Origin of the sequence: Nocardioides sp. Soil805 (genome assembly GCF_001429625.1) — a bacterium.
Taxonomy (GTDB): domain Bacteria; phylum Actinomycetota; class Actinomycetes; order Propionibacteriales; family Nocardioidaceae; genus Nocardioides.
In genome coordinates, this window is sequence record NZ_LMSU01000002.1 from 920,852 (window position 1) to 936,658 (window position 15,807).

Annotated in this window: 14 protein-coding genes; 7 read left to right on the forward strand and 7 right to left on the reverse strand. The window is 72.7% G+C overall.

Annotated elements, in window-relative coordinates; genetic code table 11:
• The first annotated feature begins 10 nt into the window (after window positions 1–10).
• Entirely contained in the window at window positions 11–985 is a 975-nt protein-coding gene (gene meaB, locus ASG94_RS14905) for a methylmalonyl Co-A mutase-associated GTPase MeaB (protein ID WP_056927195.1), read from the forward strand.
• 66 nt (window positions 986–1,051) lie between these two features.
• Window positions 1,052–2,245, forward strand: a complete 1,194-nt coding sequence (locus tag ASG94_RS14910) for an amidohydrolase (protein WP_056927196.1) — start codon at window positions 1,052–1,054, stop codon at window positions 2,243–2,245.
• Between the two features lie 13 nt (window positions 2,246–2,258).
• On the opposite strand, the gene ASG94_RS14915 is transcribed toward ASG94_RS14910, so the two are convergent.
• From ASG94_RS14915 to ASG94_RS14930, 4 genes are all read right to left on the reverse strand, one after another.
• On the reverse strand, window positions 2,259–3,551 hold the full coding sequence (locus tag ASG94_RS14915) for an ABC transporter permease (protein ID WP_056927197.1): 1,293 nt from the start codon (window positions 3,549–3,551) through the stop codon (window positions 2,259–2,261).
• On the reverse strand, window positions 3,548–4,828 hold the full coding sequence (locus tag ASG94_RS14920) for an ABC transporter permease (RefSeq protein ID WP_235537279.1): 1,281 nt from the start codon (window positions 4,826–4,828) through the stop codon (window positions 3,548–3,550). The genes ASG94_RS14915 and ASG94_RS14920 overlap by 4 nt, the downstream gene beginning before the upstream one ends.
• Window positions 4,825–6,339 carry an ABC transporter ATP-binding protein gene (locus tag ASG94_RS14925; protein WP_056927198.1) on the reverse strand — a complete coding sequence of 505 codons (1,515 nt, stop codon included), beginning with the start codon at window positions 6,337–6,339 and terminating at the stop codon, window positions 4,825–4,827. Before ASG94_RS14925 ends, ASG94_RS14920 begins: the two co-directional genes overlap by 4 nt.
• Window positions 6,340–6,457: 118 nt before the next feature.
• Window positions 6,458–7,561 carry a BMP family lipoprotein gene (locus ASG94_RS14930; protein WP_235537280.1) on the reverse strand — a complete coding sequence of 368 codons (1,104 nt, stop codon included), beginning with the start codon at window positions 7,559–7,561 and terminating at the stop codon, window positions 6,458–6,460.
• 161 nt (window positions 7,562–7,722) lie between these two features.
• Between ASG94_RS14930 and ASG94_RS14935 the strand changes: the two genes are divergently transcribed.
• The 3 genes from ASG94_RS14935 to ASG94_RS14945 all read left to right on the forward strand — a co-directional run bounded on the left by ASG94_RS14935 (window position 7,723) and on the right by ASG94_RS14945 (window position 11,185).
• Window positions 7,723–8,112 carry a cytidine deaminase gene (locus ASG94_RS14935; RefSeq protein ID WP_056927200.1) on the forward strand — a complete coding sequence of 130 codons (390 nt, stop codon included), beginning with the start codon at window positions 7,723–7,725 and terminating at the stop codon, window positions 8,110–8,112.
• A complete protein-coding gene (locus ASG94_RS14940; protein WP_056927201.1) occupies window positions 8,109–9,389 on the forward strand; it encodes a thymidine phosphorylase in 1,281 nt (426 codons plus the stop codon). Before ASG94_RS14935 ends, ASG94_RS14940 begins: the two co-directional genes overlap by 4 nt.
• 146 nt (window positions 9,390–9,535) lie before the next feature.
• Window positions 9,536–11,185 carry a VWA domain-containing protein gene (locus ASG94_RS14945; RefSeq protein ID WP_056927202.1) on the forward strand — a complete coding sequence of 550 codons (1,650 nt, stop codon included), beginning with the start codon at window positions 9,536–9,538 and terminating at the stop codon, window positions 11,183–11,185.
• Window positions 11,186–11,216: 31 nt separating this feature from the next.
• Here the strand turns inward: ASG94_RS14945 and ASG94_RS14950 are convergent, their stop codons facing one another.
• Complete coding sequence (locus tag ASG94_RS14950; RefSeq protein ID WP_056927203.1) at window positions 11,217–11,669, reverse strand: MaoC family dehydratase; 453 nt, start codon at window positions 11,667–11,669, stop codon at window positions 11,217–11,219.
• Between the two features lie 18 nt (window positions 11,670–11,687).
• Between ASG94_RS14950 and ASG94_RS14955 the strand changes: the two genes are divergently transcribed.
• The gene (locus ASG94_RS14955; RefSeq protein WP_056927204.1) at window positions 11,688–12,770 is read left to right on the forward strand and encodes an adenosine deaminase; all 1,083 of its coding nucleotides are present in this window, start codon (window positions 11,688–11,690) and stop codon (window positions 12,768–12,770) included.
• Here ASG94_RS14955 and ASG94_RS14960 read toward each other — a convergent pair.
• Window positions 12,730–13,302 carry a hypothetical protein gene (locus tag ASG94_RS14960; protein WP_056927205.1) on the reverse strand — a complete coding sequence of 191 codons (573 nt, stop codon included), beginning with the start codon at window positions 13,300–13,302 and terminating at the stop codon, window positions 12,730–12,732. The genes ASG94_RS14955 and ASG94_RS14960 overlap by 41 nt on opposite strands.
• Window positions 13,299–13,910 carry an ATP-binding protein gene (locus ASG94_RS14965; RefSeq protein WP_235537281.1) on the reverse strand — a complete coding sequence of 204 codons (612 nt, stop codon included), beginning with the start codon at window positions 13,908–13,910 and terminating at the stop codon, window positions 13,299–13,301. The genes ASG94_RS14960 and ASG94_RS14965 overlap by 4 nt, the downstream gene beginning before the upstream one ends.
• Window positions 13,911–14,115: 205 nt before the next feature.
• Here ASG94_RS14965 and ASG94_RS14970 point away from each other — a divergent pair, with 205 nt between their 5' ends.
• Window positions 14,116–15,735, forward strand: coding sequence for a substrate-binding domain-containing protein (locus ASG94_RS14970; RefSeq protein WP_056927206.1), 1,620 nt, complete (start codon window positions 14,116–14,118; stop codon window positions 15,733–15,735).
• Window positions 15,736–15,807: the final 72 nt, after the last annotated feature.

The window sequence follows — 15,807 nt, forward strand, 5'->3', positions numbered from 1 at the left end:
CGGTGGCCTGATGGCGGTCCCCGACGTCGGCTCCCTCGTCGAGGGCATCCGGGACGGGCAGCGGTCCGCGGTCTCCCGCGCGATCACGCTCGTCGAGTCGTCGCGCGCCGACCACCGGGCGGCGGCGCGTGAGCTGCTCACCGAGCTGGGGGGCACGAGCAGCTCCGTCCGGGTCGGCATCTCGGGTGTCCCCGGCGTGGGCAAGTCGACGTTCATCGAGGCCCTCGGGTCCACCCTGACCGGTGCCGGGCACCGGGTCGGCGTGCTCGCGGTCGACCCGTCCTCGGTGCGCACCGGAGGGTCGGTGCTCGGTGACAAGACCCGGATGGCGACCCTGTCGGTCGACCCGAACGCCTACATCCGGCCCTCGCCCTCGGCCGGGACCCTCGGCGGCGTCGCGCGGGCCACCACGCAGGCGATGCTGGTCCTCGAGGCCGCCGGGTACGACGTGGTGCTCGTCGAGACGGTCGGCGTGGGGCAGTCCGAGGTCACCGTCGCCGGGATGGTCGACACGTTCTTGTTCCTCACCCTGGCCCGCACCGGCGACCAGCTCCAGGGCATCAAGAAGGGCATCCTGGAGATCGCCGACGTCATCGCGGTCAACAAGGCCGACGGCGACCGCGAGCAGGAGGCGCGCGGCGCCGCGCGCGAGCTCGCCGGAGCCCTGCGGCTCGTGCACGGCAAGGGCGAGTGGGCACCACCGGTCGTCACCTGCTCCGCGCTCACCGGCGTCGGCGTCGAGGAGGTCTGGAGGCGCGTGGAGGCGCACCGCGAGCACCTCGGCGAGGCGGGGCTGCTGCACAAGCGGGCCGGCCAGCAGCTCGACTTCACGTGGTCGCTGGTGCGCGACGAGCTCGACCAGCGGCTGCGCCGCTCCGCCTCGGTGGCCGCGATCCGCGACGAGGTGCGGGCCGCGGTGCTCTCCGGTGAGCTGCCCGCGCCGATGGCCGCCGACCGGCTCCTGGCGGCGTACGACGCCGGCTGAACGATCCGTCCGCATGGCGCGGGCCCACCCGGACGGGCGTGGACCTCACCTAGGATGGGGAGTCTCATGCCTGACCACTCCCAGACCGACGCCGCGTCGCTGGTGGACGAGGTCGTCGACAAGTACGCCGACGAGCTCATCGACCTGCGGCGTGACCTGCACGCCCACCCCGAGCTCAGCTGGACCGAGTCCCGCACGACCGACCGCGTCGTCGAGCACCTCGACGGCACCGGGTGGTCGCTGGCCAAGCTCGAAGGCGGGGGCCTGGTCGCGGACATCGGCGAGGGTGGCGGCCTGGTGGCGCTGCGCGCCGACCTGGACGCGCTGCCCATCGACGACCTCACCACCGACCCGTGGAGCAGCACGGTGCCCGGTGTCGCCCACGCCTGCGGCCACGACGTGCACGTGAGCGGTCTCATCGGCTCCGGCCTGGCCCTCGCGGCCCTGCAGGAGCACGGGTTGCTGCCGGGACGGGTGCGGCTGCTCTTCCAGCCCGCCGAGGAGGTCATGCCCGGCGGCGCGCTGCACCTCATCCGCTCCGGTGCCCTCGACGGCGTCCAGCACGTCTTCGGCCTGCACTGCGACCCCAGCCTGGACGTGGGCCGCGTCGGCATGCGGGAGGGCCCGATCACCGGGGCCGCGGACTCGCTCAGCGTCCGCCTCGCCGGCAAGGGCGGGCACACCAGCCGCCCGCACCTGACCGAGGACCTCACCTTCGCCATCGGCAAGCTCATCACCGAGCTGCCGGCCATCCTCAGCCGCCGCCTCGACCCCCGCGCGGGGGTCAGCGTGGTGTGGGGGATGGTCCGCGCCGGCTCCGCGCCCAACGTCATCCCGCACGCCGGCCTCGTCGCCGGCACCGTGCGGATGCTCGACGCGGTCGCCTGGGCCGACGCCGAGCACCTCGTGCGCCAGCTGGTCACCCAGATCGTGTCGCCGTACGGCGTGACCGCCGAGGTCACCTACCAGCGCGGCGTGCCCCCGGTGGTCAACGGCGCGGCGAGCACCCGCATCCTCGGCGACGCGGTGGAGCGGGTGCTGGGCCCGCACGGCCACGTCTCCACCCAGCAGAGCCTGGGCGGTGAGGACTTCGGGTGGTACCTCGACAAGGTCCCGGGCGCGATGGCCCGCCTCGGCACCCGCACGCCGGGCGGTCCGACGTACGACCTGCACCAGGGGAACCTGCGCGTGGACGAGCGGGCCACGATGATCGGCGCGCGCGTGCTCGCCGAGTCGGCCGTCACCGCCCTGCGGGGCTGACGGCCGACCCGCCTCATTCCTTGCGGTAGGGCACGCCGTCCGCGGCCGGGGGCCGGGAGCGACCGACGAGCCCGGCCACGGCGAAGATGGTGATGACGTAGGGCAGCATCAGCATGAACTGGCTGGGCACCGGCGATCCGATGACCGCCAGGACGCCCTGGAGGTTGGACGCGAAGCCGAACAGCAGTGCGGCCAGGGTCGCGCGGATCGGGTCCCACTTGCCGAAGATCACCGCCGCGAGGGCGATGTAGCCCGCGCCACCGGTCATCTCGCGGTTGAACTGCGGGACCGACACCAGGGTGTAGAACGCGCCGCCCATGCCGGCGACGGCGCCGGCCAGCAGGATGGTGCGGTAGCGGGTGCGGTTGACCTTGATGCCCACGGTGTCGGCGGCCAGGGGGTGCTCGCCGACGGCGCGCACGCGCAGGCCCCACCGGGTGCGGTAGAGCGCGAAGGCGACCACGGCGACCGCGATGTAGAGCAGGTAGACCACGGCGGTCTGGCGGAAGAAGACCGGCCCGACGAGCGGGATGTCGCCCAGCACCGGGATCGGGATCCGCGGGAAGCGCGGCGGGGTGTTGAGGGTCGCGGCGTTGGGGGCCAGCACCTGGCTGAACAAGAAGCTGGTGAGGCCGATGACGAGCACGTTGAGCACCACGCCGACGATGACCTGGTCGACGAAGTAGGTGATCGCGAACAGGCCGAGCACCAGTGCCACCAGGGCGCCGGCGACCATCGCGGCGATTAGGCCGACCCAGGGAGATCCGGTCAGCGAGCCGAGCAGGGCGGCCGCGAACGCGCCGAAGAGCAGCTGGCCGTCGATGGCGATGTTGACCACTCCGGCGCGCTCACCCAGGACGCCGCCGAGGGCGCCGAAGACGAGGGGCACCGAGAGCGCGATGGACCCGGCCAGCAGGCCGACCACCGGCACGGTCTCGCCGGCCGCGGCCCAGGTGAGGAAGCCCGCCATCCAGGCCACGGCGAAGACCACCAGGACCCAGATCGGCGACGTGCGGCGCGCGAGGTAGCGGCGCACGGACTCGGCGGTCAGCAGCGCGCACACTGCGGTGAGGGTCCACGCGCCGGCCGCCGCCGGCACCGTGAGCTCGGGCAGCGAGGCGAAGTCGGTGCTGACGGCGAGGCGGAAGGTCGTGTCGCCGGAGGGGGCCTCCAGCAGCAGGATCAGCGCCAGGCCCAGCGTCAGGACCCCGAAGATGACGGGGGTCTTGAGGCTGCGCACCGCGACGGTGTCGACCACCGGCGCAGAGGTGGGCGCGGGAGCGGGGGACAGGCCTGGGGTGGTCACTTCGCCTCCTTGGCGGGGAGCCGGAAGATCGCACGGACCAGGGGCGGTGCGGCGATGAAGAGGACGATGAGGGACTGCACGACGAGCACGATGTCGACCGGGATGCCCTCGGAGGCCTGCATGGCGAAGCCGCCGGCCTTGAAGGCGCCGAAGAGGAGCCCGGCGGCCAGGATGCCCAGTGGTCGGGACCGCCCGAGGAGGGCCACGGTGATGGCGTCGAAGCCGATGCCGGCGTCGAGGTCGACGGTGACGCCGCTGGTGACGGTGCCCAGCACCTGGTTGGTGCCCGCCAGGCCCACGAGGGCGCCGGCGATGAGCATGACCACGATGTAGGTGCGACCGACGTCGATCCCGGCGGCGCGGGCGGCGCTGGGGTTCTCGCCGACGGCCCGGATGCGGTAGCCGAGGGTGGCCCGGTTGAGCAGCCACCACACGTACGCGACCGCGACCAGGGCCAGCACGAAGCCGAGGTGCAGGTTGAACCGCTCGCCGAGGATGTCCGGCAGGATCGCCGACTCCTTGGCCGGCGACGACTTCGGGTTGCCCGAGCCCGGCGCCTGCAGCAGGCCCTGGCGCGAGAGCATGAAGAAGACGAGGTAGAACCCGACGTAGTTGAGCATGATCGTGACGATCACCTCGTGGGCGCCGGTGCGGGCCTTGAGCACGCCGGCGATGCCGGCCCACAGGGCCCCGGCCAGCGAGCCGGCCAGGATCGCCAGCGGCAGGTGGATGACCATCGGCAGGTCGAACGCGAAGGCCACCCAGCCGGCAGCGGCGCCCGCGAGCAGCATCTGGCCGCGGCCGCCGATGTTGAACAGGCCGGCCCGGAACGCCAGCCCGACCCCGAGGCCGGCCGCGATGAGCGGGCCGGCGAACTTGAGGGTGTCGGTGAGCGGGCGGATCTGGGTGGCGAAGTCGTCGACGCGGTCGTTGTAGACCGCGCCGCGGAACAGCGCGGTGTAGGCGCCCCAGACCGCGTCCCAGGTGGCGGTGAAGAAGTCGCCCGGACGGGCGAAGACGTACGACGCCGTGTCGCGCACCCGCTCGTCGGTGAGCGCGATCATGAGCGATCCGACCGCGATGGCCAGCACTACGGCCAGCACGCCGGCCAGGGCGTTGCCGGAGGCGATCTCACGCAGCATGGAGTGGGTCCGGCTCGGTGCCTCGGGCTCGGGCTCCGGTGCGGAGGTCCGGGTCCCCGTCGGCCGGGTGTCCGTCGGCCCGGCGCCGCCGAGCTTCTCGGCCTCGGTCTGGGGGGTCTCGTCGGTGCCGCTCACGCGACCACGTCCTTCGGTCGCTCGCCGGTCATCATCAGTCCGAGGGTCTCGCGGGGTGTGTCGCCCGGCACGATGCCGACCACGTGCCCGCGGTAGACCACCATGATCCGGTCGGCGAGGGCGACGACCTCGTCGAGCTCGGTGGACACGACCAGGACCGGGACACCGCGGTCGCGGGTGGCGATGACCTGCTTGTGGATGAACTCGATGGAGCCGACGTCCACGCCGCGCGTCGGCTGCGCGGCCACGAGCAGGCGCAGGTCGCGCGAGAGCTCGCGGGCGACCACGACCTTCTGCTGGTTGCCGCCCGAGAGCTTGCCGGCGTGGGTGTAGATGTCGGGGGCGCGGACGTCGTACTCCTGGAGCTTGGTCTTCGCGAACTCCTCGAGCGCGTCCATCCGCAGCGAGCCGCGGCGCACGAAGGGGGAGCGGAAGCTGCGGTTGAGCATGAGGTTCTCGGCGATGGAGAAGCCGCCGACCAGCCCGTCCTCCTGGCGGTCCTCGGGGATGAAGCCGACCCCCGCGTCGAGGACCTGCCGGACCGAGCGGCCGACCAGCTGCTTGCCGTCGAGGGTGATCGAGCCCTCGACGTGCTCCTGGAGGCCCAGCAGGGCCTCGGTGAGCTCGGTCTGGCCGTTGCCCTGCACGCCGGCGACGCACAGCACCTCGCCGGCCCTGATGGTGAAGCTGATGCCGTCGAGGTGGACGTGGCCGAGCGCGTCGCGGACGCGGAGGTCCTTCACGACGAGCGCGTCGTCGCCCAGCTGCGGCTCGTCCTTGTGCACGACCAGCTCGACGGGCCGGCCGACCATGAGGGAGGCGAGCTCGGCGTTGGTGGCGGTGGGCTCGGCCTCGCCGACCACCTTGCCGAGGCGGATCACCGTGATCTTGTCGGCGACCTCGCGGACCTCGCGGAGCTTGTGGGTGATGAAGACGATCGCCTTCCCGGCGTCCTTGAGCTGGCGCATGATCTCCATCAGCTCGTCGGTCTCCTGGGGCGTCAGGACCGCGGTCGGCTCGTCGAAGACGAGCACCTCGGCGTCGCGGGAGAGGGCCTTGATGATCTCCACGCGCTGCTGCACCCCGACGGGGAGCTCCTCGACGAGGGCGTCGGGGTCGACGTGGAAGCCGAACCGCTCGGAGATCTCGCGGACCCGCGCGCGGGCGGCGTCGAGGTCGAGGGTGCCGGCGAAGCCGGTGGACTCGTTGCCGAGCATGACGTTCTCGGCGACGGTGAAGACCGGGATCAGCATGAAGTGCTGGTGGACCATGCCGATGCCCGCCGCCATGGCGTCGCCGGGACCGGTGAAGTGCTGCACCTCGTCGTCCAGCACGATCTCGCCCTCGTCGGCCTGGTAGAGGCCGTAGAGGACGTTCATCAGCGTGGACTTGCCGGCGCCGTTCTCGCCCAGCAGGCAGTGCACCTCACCGGGGGCCACCTCGAGCGAGATCCGGTCGTTGGCGACCAACGAGCCGAAGCGCTTGGTGATGTTGCGAAGGACAAGCTTCATGGGACCGCATCCTATTCACGCGGCGATCGCGGCCGCCGCCGGGACGTGCCACGGGGAGGCCGACCTCGCGGTCGACCTCCCCGTGCTGGAGCTTCAGGTTGAGCTGGCTACCGGGACCTCACTGGTCGAGGTAGGACTTGACCTCGATCGAGCCGTCGATGATCCCGGCCTTGACCTCGTCGAGCTCGCCGGTCAGCGAGTCGGAGACCTTGCTCTCGAAGTTGTGGAACGGCGCCAGGCCGACTCCGTCGTTCTCGAGGGTGCCGATGTAGGCCTCGGAGTCGAACTCGTCGTTGCCCGCGGACATGATCGCCTCGTACGTCGAGACCTTCATGCCCTTGAGGATCGAGGTCATGATGACGTCCTGCGTGTTGGGGTCGGTCTCGAACACGTCGGCGTCGGTGCCGATGAGCGCGACGTCCTCGCCCGAGTCCGCGATCGCGGTGAGCGCGCCCTGGTAGATCGGGCCGCCCACGGGCAGGATGACGTCGGCGCCCTGGTCGAGGATGCGGCGCGCGGTGCTGGTGGCCGCCTCGTTGGCCTCGAAGCCGCCGGTGAAGGAGCCCTTCTCGCCGCCCTCGAAGCCGATGACCTCGACGTCCTTGCCCTTCTCCTGGGCGTAGTACTCCGCGCCCTGCTTGAAGCCGTCCATGAAGATCGTGACGGTCGGGTACGGCTGGCCGCCGTAGGTGCCGACGGTGCCCGTCTTGGTGTAGTCGGCGGCCGCGTAGCCGGCCAGGAACGCCGCCTGGGCGGTGTTGTACAGGAGCGGCTTGATGTTCTCCGCGTCCTTCTCGCCGTCGAAGTCGTTGTCGGCCGCGTCGTCGATGAGGATGTAGTCGATGTCCGGGTTGGCGTTGGCCGACTCGACCGTGGCCGCGGACAGCGCGAAGCCGACCGTGACGATGGCGTTGCAGCCCTGCGCGACGAGGGCCTCCAGGTTGGGGGCGTAGTCGTTCTCGCTGTTGGACTCGACGGGGGTCAGCTCGACACCCAGCTCGTCGGCGGCCTGCTGCGCGCCCTCGAAGCCCAGCTGGTTGAAGGACTTGTCGTCGAAGCCGCCGGCGTCGGAGACGATGCAGGGCTTGAAGTCGCTCGCCGCCGCCTCGCTCCCGCTGTCGCTGCCGCTGTCCTCCTCGGGCGCGTCACCACATGCCGCCAGGGTCGCGGTCGCCAGCAGCGCCACGAGGCCGCTCGTGACGACCTTCCTCGTGTTCCTCACAAATGCCTCCATGATCGAGTCGTCCCCGGGGTGGGGGCGTATATCGGGGTGAATGATGCCCGTGCCCGGGCGTGCGTGGGTGGCAAAGCGCCAATCGGTATCCGTCTGTGACCTCTTCGCCGCCTGCCGCGCGTGAGCTGTCATACGTCATAGTGACCCCGATGAACTGGACACAGCTGCGCGCCGAGGCGATCACCGCCATGGGTCACGCCTACGCGCCCTACTCCCACTACCCGGTCGGTGCCGCCGCGCTCGTCGACGACGGCCGCCTCGTCGTGGGCTGCAACGTCGAGAACGCGGCGTACGGCGTGACGCTGTGCGCCGAGTGCGGGCTGGTGTCCGCACTGCACGCGACCGGCGGGGGCCGGCTGACGCACTTCGTGTGCGTCAACGCCGACGGCAGCGTCATCATGCCCTGCGGGCGGTGCCGCCAGCTGCTCTGGGAGCACGGTGGCGCCGACCTGCTCATCGAGACGCCCGAGGGCGTCCGCACCATGGCCGAGGTGCTGCCCATGGCCTTCGGCCCCGACGACTTGAAGGACATCACGTGACGCACGACGCCATCGAGGTCATCAGCGCCAAGCGCGACCGCCGGGCCCTCACCGACAGCCAGATCGACTGGGTCATCGACGCCTACACCCGGGGCGACGTCGCCGACGAGCAGATGTCGGCGCTCGCCATGGCGATCCTGCTCAACGGCATGGACCTGCGGGAGATCTCGCGCTGGACCGACGCGATGATCGCGTCGGGGGAGCGGATGGACTTCTCCTCGCTGTCGCGGCCCACCGCCGACAAGCACTCCACCGGCGGCGTGGGCGACAAGATCACCCTGCCGCTCGCCCCCCTCGTCGCCGCGTGCGGCGTCGCGGTGCCCCAGCTGTCCGGGCGCGGCCTGGGCCACACCGGCGGCACGCTCGACAAGCTCGAGGCGATCCCCGGGTGGCGCGCGGCGCTGTCCAACGAGGAGATGCTCGCCCAGCTCGAGGACATCGGGGCGGTGATCTGCGCCGCCGGGGACGGCCTCGCGCCCGCCGACAAGAAGCTCTACGCCCTGCGCGACGTCACCGGCACGGTCGAGGCGATCCCGCTCATCGCCAGCTCGATCATGTCCAAGAAGATCGCCGAGGGCACCGGCGCCCTCGTCCTCGACGTCAAGGTCGGCACCGGGGCCTTCATGAAGGACCTCGACCGGGCGCGCGAGCTCGCCGAGACCATGGTCGGGCTCGGCAAGGCCGCGGGCGTGCACACGGTGGCGCTGCTCACCGACATGAGCACGCCGCTGGGCCTCACCGCCGGCAACGCCGTCGAGGTCGCCGAGTCCGTGGAGGTGCTCGCCGGCGGGGGTCCCGCCGACGTCGTCGAGCTGACCCTGGCCCTGGCCCGCGAGATGCTGGCCGGCGCCGGTGTCACCGACGTCGACCCGGCCGACCGGCTCGCCGACGGCAGCGCGATGGACGCGTGGAAGGCGATGGTCCGCGCCCAGGGCGGCGACCCGGACGCCCCCCTGCCCACCGCGCGCGAGTCCCACGTGGTCACCGCCCCGGCCTCCGGCACCCTGACCCGGCTCGACGCGATGGCCGTCGGCCTGGCCGCGTGGCGCCTGGGCGCCGGCCGGGCCCGCAAGGAGGACCCGGTGCAGGCCGGGGCCGGTGTCGTCTGGCACGCACGTCCCGGCGACCGCGTCACCGAGGGCCAGCCGCTGATGACCCTGCTCACCGATGAGCCGGAGCGCTTCGAGCGCGCGCTGGCCTCCCTCGAGGGCGGGTACGACGTGGCGAACGAGGCGTCGTACACGCCGACGGACCTCGTGCTCGACCGCATCGGCTGACGCGACTTCCGCGCCCGGTCCCTCGGGGGTCCCGTCCCGTCCCCCCGCGGCGTCCCCAACTCTGGCGATGCTGGACGACTTCTTTACTTTCGCGGTTCGAACGGACCTAGCCTCCGAGGAATCTCGTGGGGAGGGGGTCGGGGCCCGTGGACACCCAGGAAGACGACGCGCAGAGCCGGAAGGGTTCCGTCGGCCCGGTCGGACTGGCCGTGCTGCTCACCCTCGCCTTGCTCGCCGGCGCCGGGCTCTCCTTCGTGCTGTGGTCCGACAAGGACGTCGGCGTACCCTTCGCCGACGCCGGGTGCGAGCGCTCACGGACGGTGGAGCTCACCGTCGCGCCGCAGCTGCGGGAGGTCGTCTCCCGCGCGGTGGCGGACGTCGCGCCCGCCTGCACCCGGGTCGACACCACGCAGGCGACCGGGGGACAGGTCGCCCTCGCCGCGTCCACCGGGGCGTCGCTGCCGGACATCTGGATCGCCGACGGGCGACTGTGGATGACCCCCACCTACCTCGGGACGGCCGCAGGGCTGCGGATGGTGGCCCCGAGCATCGCCCGGACCCCCGTCCTGCTGGTGGGAGGGCCGATGGCGCAGCAGTTCGACTCCTGGGGTGCGGCGGAGGCGTCCGGGCTGGTGTCCGTCCCCGACCCCCTGACCTCGACGGTCGGCTCGCTGGCCGTGGTGGCCCCCCGGGCCGAGGCCGCCTGGACGGGGCGCAGTCCGGCACAGGCCCAGCAGATGACGGTGTCGTTCGCCCAGCAGTACGGCGAGCGACGCGCACGGGGGATGGACGAGGACGTCCAGCCGGGCGCGGTGGTCACCGTCCACGGGAGCGTGCGGGACCCGATCTCCTCGAGGAGGCTGGTCGTCGCGACCGAGCAGGAGCTGGCGCAGGCGCGTGCCGAGGCGGCGTACCTCCGCGACCTGACCCCGGGGCCCGGCGCACTCGCCCTGGACTTCCCGATGGCCGTGCGGCAGCAGGCGGCGCCGGGATCGGGTGTCGTCGCCCGCCGCCTCGTGGCCTGGTTCGACGGCGAGGAGGGGATGCAGGCCCTCCACGACGCGGGCCTGCGCGGGCCCGACGGCGTGCCGGCCGCCGACGCCGCGGCCGAGGTGTCTCGCTACCTGCCGACCCCGAGCCCGCGCGTCGTCGCGACGGCCGTGCAGACCTGGCGCACGTTGAGCGTCCCCTCCGCCATCCTCGCGGTCGTGGACGCCTCGGGGTCGATGGACTACGCCGCCGCGGGCGCAACCCGCATGGAGGTGCTGGCCGAGGCGGCCGAGCTGGGACTGTCGTTCCTGCCCGGCCACGCCCGGGTCGGCCTGTGGATCTTCTCCATCGACAAGGGCGGGCCCGGACAGGACTGGCGCGTCCTGGAGCCGGTGCGCGCCCTGGACGCCGCACGGTCGGTGGGCACCCAGCGCTCGGCCCTGCGCGAGCGCGCGCAGCAGCTCCCCGACCTGACCGGAGGGGGCACGGGCCTCTACGACACCGCCCTGGCGGCCTACCGGCAGGCCCTGCGCGACTACCGGCCGGGCTTCGCCAACGCGGTGGTGCTGATGACCGACGGGGAGAACGAGGACCCGGGATCGGTCTCGATGGCCGACCTCGTGCGCCGGCTGCACGACCTGCGGGACCCCGAGCGTCCGGTGCGCATCGTGGGGATCGCCATCAGCGGCGACGCCGACCTCGGTGCGCTGCGGCGGATGGCGGACGCCACGGGCGGCGAGGCCTACCTCGCCGAGCAGCCCGAGGACATCCTCGGCGTCTTCGCGCAGGCCGTGCTGTCGCGCTAGCGGTGCCGGCGGTGCCGGCGGGGCGGGAGCCTCAGGGCAGCAGCAGGACGACGGTCTCGGCGACGCACGCGGGCTTGTCGCCGCCCTCGATCTCGATCGTGTAGCGCAGCAGCATCTGCTTGCCGGTGGGCAGGTCGGTCACCTCGCCCATCGCGACGTGCGCGCGCACGCGCGAGCCGTCGCGCACGGGGGTGGGGAAGCGGACCTTGTTGACGCCGTAGTTGAGCTTGGCGCCGGGCGTCTCCAGCGAGAACACCTGGCTGCCGAGGAACGGCACCAGGGACAGGGTGAGGTAACCGTGGGCGATGGTGGCGCCGAAGGGACCGGTCGCGGCACGCTCCGGGTCGACGTGGATCCACTGGTGGTCGCCCGTCGCCTCGGCGAACCGGTCGATGCGGTCCTGGTCGATCTCGACCCAGTCGGAGGTGCCCAGGTCGGTGCCGGTGGCGGCCGCGACCTCGTCGAGGCTGGTGAAGGTGCGCATGACTGGAAGGATAGGCACGTGACGACTCCCACCCGCGACGAGGTACGCCGCGCCCCCAAGGTCCTGCTCCACGACCACCTCGACGGTGGTCTCCGCCCCCAGACGATCATCGAGCTCGCCGCCGACTGCGGCCACGCGCTGCCGGAGACCGAGGCGGCCGCCCTGGGACGGTGGTTCGCGGAGTCCGCCGACTCCGGGTCGCTCGTGCGCTACCTGGAGACCTTCGACCACACCGTCGCGGTCATGCAGACCGGCCCGGCGATCACCCGGGTGGCGCGGGAGTGCGTCGAGGACCTGGTCGCCGACGGCGTGGTCTACGCCGAGGTGCGCTACGCCCCCGAGCAGCACGTCGGGGGCGGCCTGACCCTCGACGAGGTGGTCGGCGCCGTCCAGGAGGGCTTCGACCAGGGCGTCGCCGCGGCCGGCGGACGGATCGTCGTACGCCAGCTGCTCACCGCCATGCGCCACCAGGCGCGGTCCATGGAGATCGCCGAGCTCGCGGTGGCGTGGCGCGACCGGGGCGTGGCCGGCTTCGACATCGCCGGCGCCGAGGCCGGGTTCCCGCCCACCCGCCACCTCGACGCCTTCGAGTACCTCCAGCGCGAGAGCTCGCACTTCACCATCCACGCCGGCGAGGCCTTCGGCCTGCCGTCGATCTGGGAGGCCATCCAGTGGTGCGGCGCCGACCGGCTGGGCCACGGCGTGCGCATCATCGACGACATCACCGTCCACGACGACGGCTCGGTCGAGCTGGGGCGGCTGGCGGCCTACGTCCGCGACCAGCGCATCCCGCTCGAGATGTGCCCCGCCTCCAACGTCCAGACCGGCGCGGCCACCTCGATCGCCGAGCACCCGATCGGGCTGCTGACGCGGCTGCGCTTCCGGGTCACCGTCAACACTGACAACCGGCTGATGAGCCAGACGTCCATGACCGACGAGATGTACTCGCTGGTCGAGGCCTTCGGCTACGGCCTCGACGACCTGCGGTGGTTCACCATCAACGCCATGAAGTCGGCGTTCCTGCCCTTCGACGAGCGGCTCGAGATCATCGACCGGGTCATCAAGCCGGAGTACGCCGCGCTGGTCGCGGCCCGCGGCTGACGACGGCCCAGGGCACCGGCCAGCCGCCGCAGCCCTGGAGGCGGCCCCGCAGCCACGCCTCGCGCGTGAAGCGGGTCCGACGGCCCGACGCCGGCTCGTAGCAGGTGACCACCCCGTCGGCCACGGCCACGGCCAGGACCACGTGCCGCGGCAGCCACCGGGTGCCGACGTAGACCGGGGTCGGACCGGTCGCCAGCGAGGCCACGAGGGCGTCGTACGCGCCGGCGCGGCGCCGCCGCAGGACGACGTAGACCGCCCGGCCCCGCACCTGCCGGGCCAGCGCCCACGGTGCCGTGCCCAGCGCCCGCGCCCACGGGACCTGGAGGCGACCCCGCCCGTCCAGGACTCGGCTGGTCGTGCGGTGCGCGGCCCGTGCCTCGGACGCGAAGCGGGCCTGGGCGGACCGCGGACCGCCGGCCAGGACGCGGTCGCGGTAGTCGGGCGACTCCGCCATCCGCAGTGCCACCAGCACCGAGGGGCCGCAGGTGCGGCGGTCGGGCTGGGTGAGCGGCACCGGCCAGAAGGAGGTCACGGGACCAGTGTGACCAGCCGGTCGTGCGCCTCGTCCGGGGTGAGGGCCTCGCAGCCCCTCTCGACCGCGTGCGCCACGACCCGCCGCTGGTCGCGCAGCAGCGCGAGCCCGCGGCGTACGAGCACGAGCGGGGGCTTGCGGCGCTCGCGCAGGTCACGGGTCAGGCGCCGCCAGAAGGTCTTGACCGGGTGCTGACGCACGCAGTACGCCGCGGCGAGCAGCCCGGCGGAGGCGCACGCGGACACCACCTCGGGCGCGAAGATCCCCTCCGCCACGAAGACCCGCGCGTCGCCGAGGTCCAGGGTGCGGGAGCCGGAGCGGCCGTTGCGCGCGATCTCGTAGACGGGCACCTGGGCGTGGCCGTCACGGCACAGCGCGGTCATCGCGGCCACCGCGTCCTCGGCGTGCCAGGAGCCCGGATGGTCCCAGTCGACGAGGCCGGCGTTGGCGCCGTGGGGGATCCGGGGCAGGGTCGGGTCGTCGCCGTCCTTGTAGAAGTCGTCGAGGCGGAGGACGGGCAGCCCCAGCCGCTCGGCGAGCCGGGACTTGCCGGCTCCACTCGGGCCGGCGAGGACGACGACCCGGGCGGGCACGTGGGAGTCAGGCACGGGCGCCCATTGTGCCGTGCCCCGCGTCGTCGCGCCTCGTCGTCGCGTGTCGCCGCCGTCACACAGCGCCGCGGACTCCGCCATTCCCCCGCGGGGAGGACGGTTCTCCGCCTATCGTCAGCGCCGTCGTAGGTCAAGCCCCCCGAAAGGTTTCCCGATGGGAACGAAGAGTGATCCCCGCGTGTCCTCGCGCGCGGGTGCTGGTGTGCGCAACCTGGTCATCGTGGTGATCGCCGCCATGGTGGGCGGGATCGCGTGGCTGGGCTGGCAGGTCGCGTCCGGTGACCAGGTGCCGGTCGCCGGCGCCGCCACCTGCGAGGCCGACCCGATCACCGTCACCGTCGCGCCGGTGCTCGAGGAGCTGATGGAGCAGGCGGCCGACGCCCTCGCGCTCCAGCCCAACTGCATCAACCTCGAGGTCACCGACGCCACCGTCGCGGAGGTGCAGGACGGCCTCGACGAGCTCGACGAGAAGGACCGCGCCGCCGCGCTGCCCGACCTGTGGGTCCCCAACTCCCCGGTGTGGCGCACGGTGCTGCAGCGCGTCGGCTACACGGGCCGGGTCGAGGTCCCGGCCCTGGCCACGAGCCCGGTCGGCCTGGCCAGCGCCCGTGACGGGGTCGCGCCGGCCAGCTGGCTGGAGACGCTCGCCTCCGACCGCCTCGTCATGAGCGACCCGTCGGCGGACGGCGCCTCGGCGTACGCCCTCACCGCCTCCCTGTCCGAGGGCGCCTCCCTCGGGGAGGTGCAGAGCGACGTCGTCCCGATGGCCCAGACCTTCGGCGAGAGGGTCACCTCGGGCGTCGAGGTCGCGACCGACGCCGACGTCATCTCGGCCGGTGAGTCCTACCTCATCCCGATCACCGAGCGGGACTACGTGATCGCCCGCCGCGGCAACGAGGCGCTGCGCTGGAGCGCCCCCGCCACCGGCGCCCCGATGCTGAGCTACCCCCTCGTCGCCGCCCGGGCGCAGACCGGCATGACCATGGGCACCGGCTCCCTCGACCCGGTCCGCGCGGCCGGCGACAAGATCGCCGAGTTCTTCGCCACCGACGAGGTGCTCGCGGAGCTCACCGACGCACACCTGCGCGGCCCGGACGGCGCCGCGCTGCCGGACGACGCGGACGCGCCGGAGGTCGAGGTCCTCGACGAGGCCGTCGTCTCCGAGGCCGACGCCGTGCTGCGCAACTTCCAGGTGCTGACGGTGCCGTCGAGCCTGCTGGCCGTCATCGACGCCTCGGAGTCGATGAACCAGGTCGCCGGCGACGGCCAGACGCGGATGGACTTCGCGGTCAACGCGGCGCTCACGGCCCTCGACGCCTTCCCGGGCCACGCGCGCATCGGCATGTGGGCGTTCTCCACCGACCAGGACGGCCGCGGCAAGGACTGGCTCGAGCTGGCGCCGCTGCGTCGCCTCGACGCTCCCGCGGAGGGGGGCGGCAAGCACCTCAAGCTCCTGCGTCGCCAGGCCGCGGTGCTGCCGACGCTCATCAAGGGCGGCACCGGCCTGTACGACACCGTGCTCGCCGGCTACAGCCAGGCGGTCCGCGACTACAACGAGAACTACTACAACACCTTCGTCATCCTCACCGACGGTGCCAACGACGACCCGAGCTCGATCAGCCTGCAGACGCTGATCAAGGAGCTGCGGACCATGTACGACCCGGCCAACCCGGTCGGTATCGTCGCGGTCGGCATCAGCCAGGACGCCGACATGGTGGCGCTGGGCAAGATGGCCGAGGTCACGAGCGGCGGAGCCTTCCTCGCCGAGCAGCCGCAGGACATCCTCAACGTGCTGGCCACGTCGCTGCTGACCCGCGACTGACACCACGAACAAGAACACCGGCCCGGCGCGATCTCGCGCCGGGCCGGTGTGCTGTCTGCTGCTGTGCGGGTG

Coding starts and splice junctions, on each gene's coding strand:
- meaB (WP_056927195.1), top strand. CDS start 11: ATGGCGGTCCCCGACGTCGGCTCCCTCGTCGAGGGCATCCGGGACGGG.
- ASG94_RS14910 (WP_056927196.1), top strand. CDS start 1,052: ATGCCTGACCACTCCCAGACCGACGCCGCGTCGCTGGTGGACGAGGTC.
- ASG94_RS14925 (WP_056927198.1), bottom strand. CDS start 6,339: ATGAAGCTTGTCCTTCGCAACATCACCAAGCGCTTCGGCTCGTTGGTC.
- ASG94_RS14935 (WP_056927200.1), top strand. CDS start 7,723: ATGAACTGGACACAGCTGCGCGCCGAGGCGATCACCGCCATGGGTCAC.
- ASG94_RS14950 (WP_056927203.1), bottom strand. CDS start 11,669: ATGCGCACCTTCACCAGCCTCGACGAGGTCGCGGCCGCCACCGGCACC.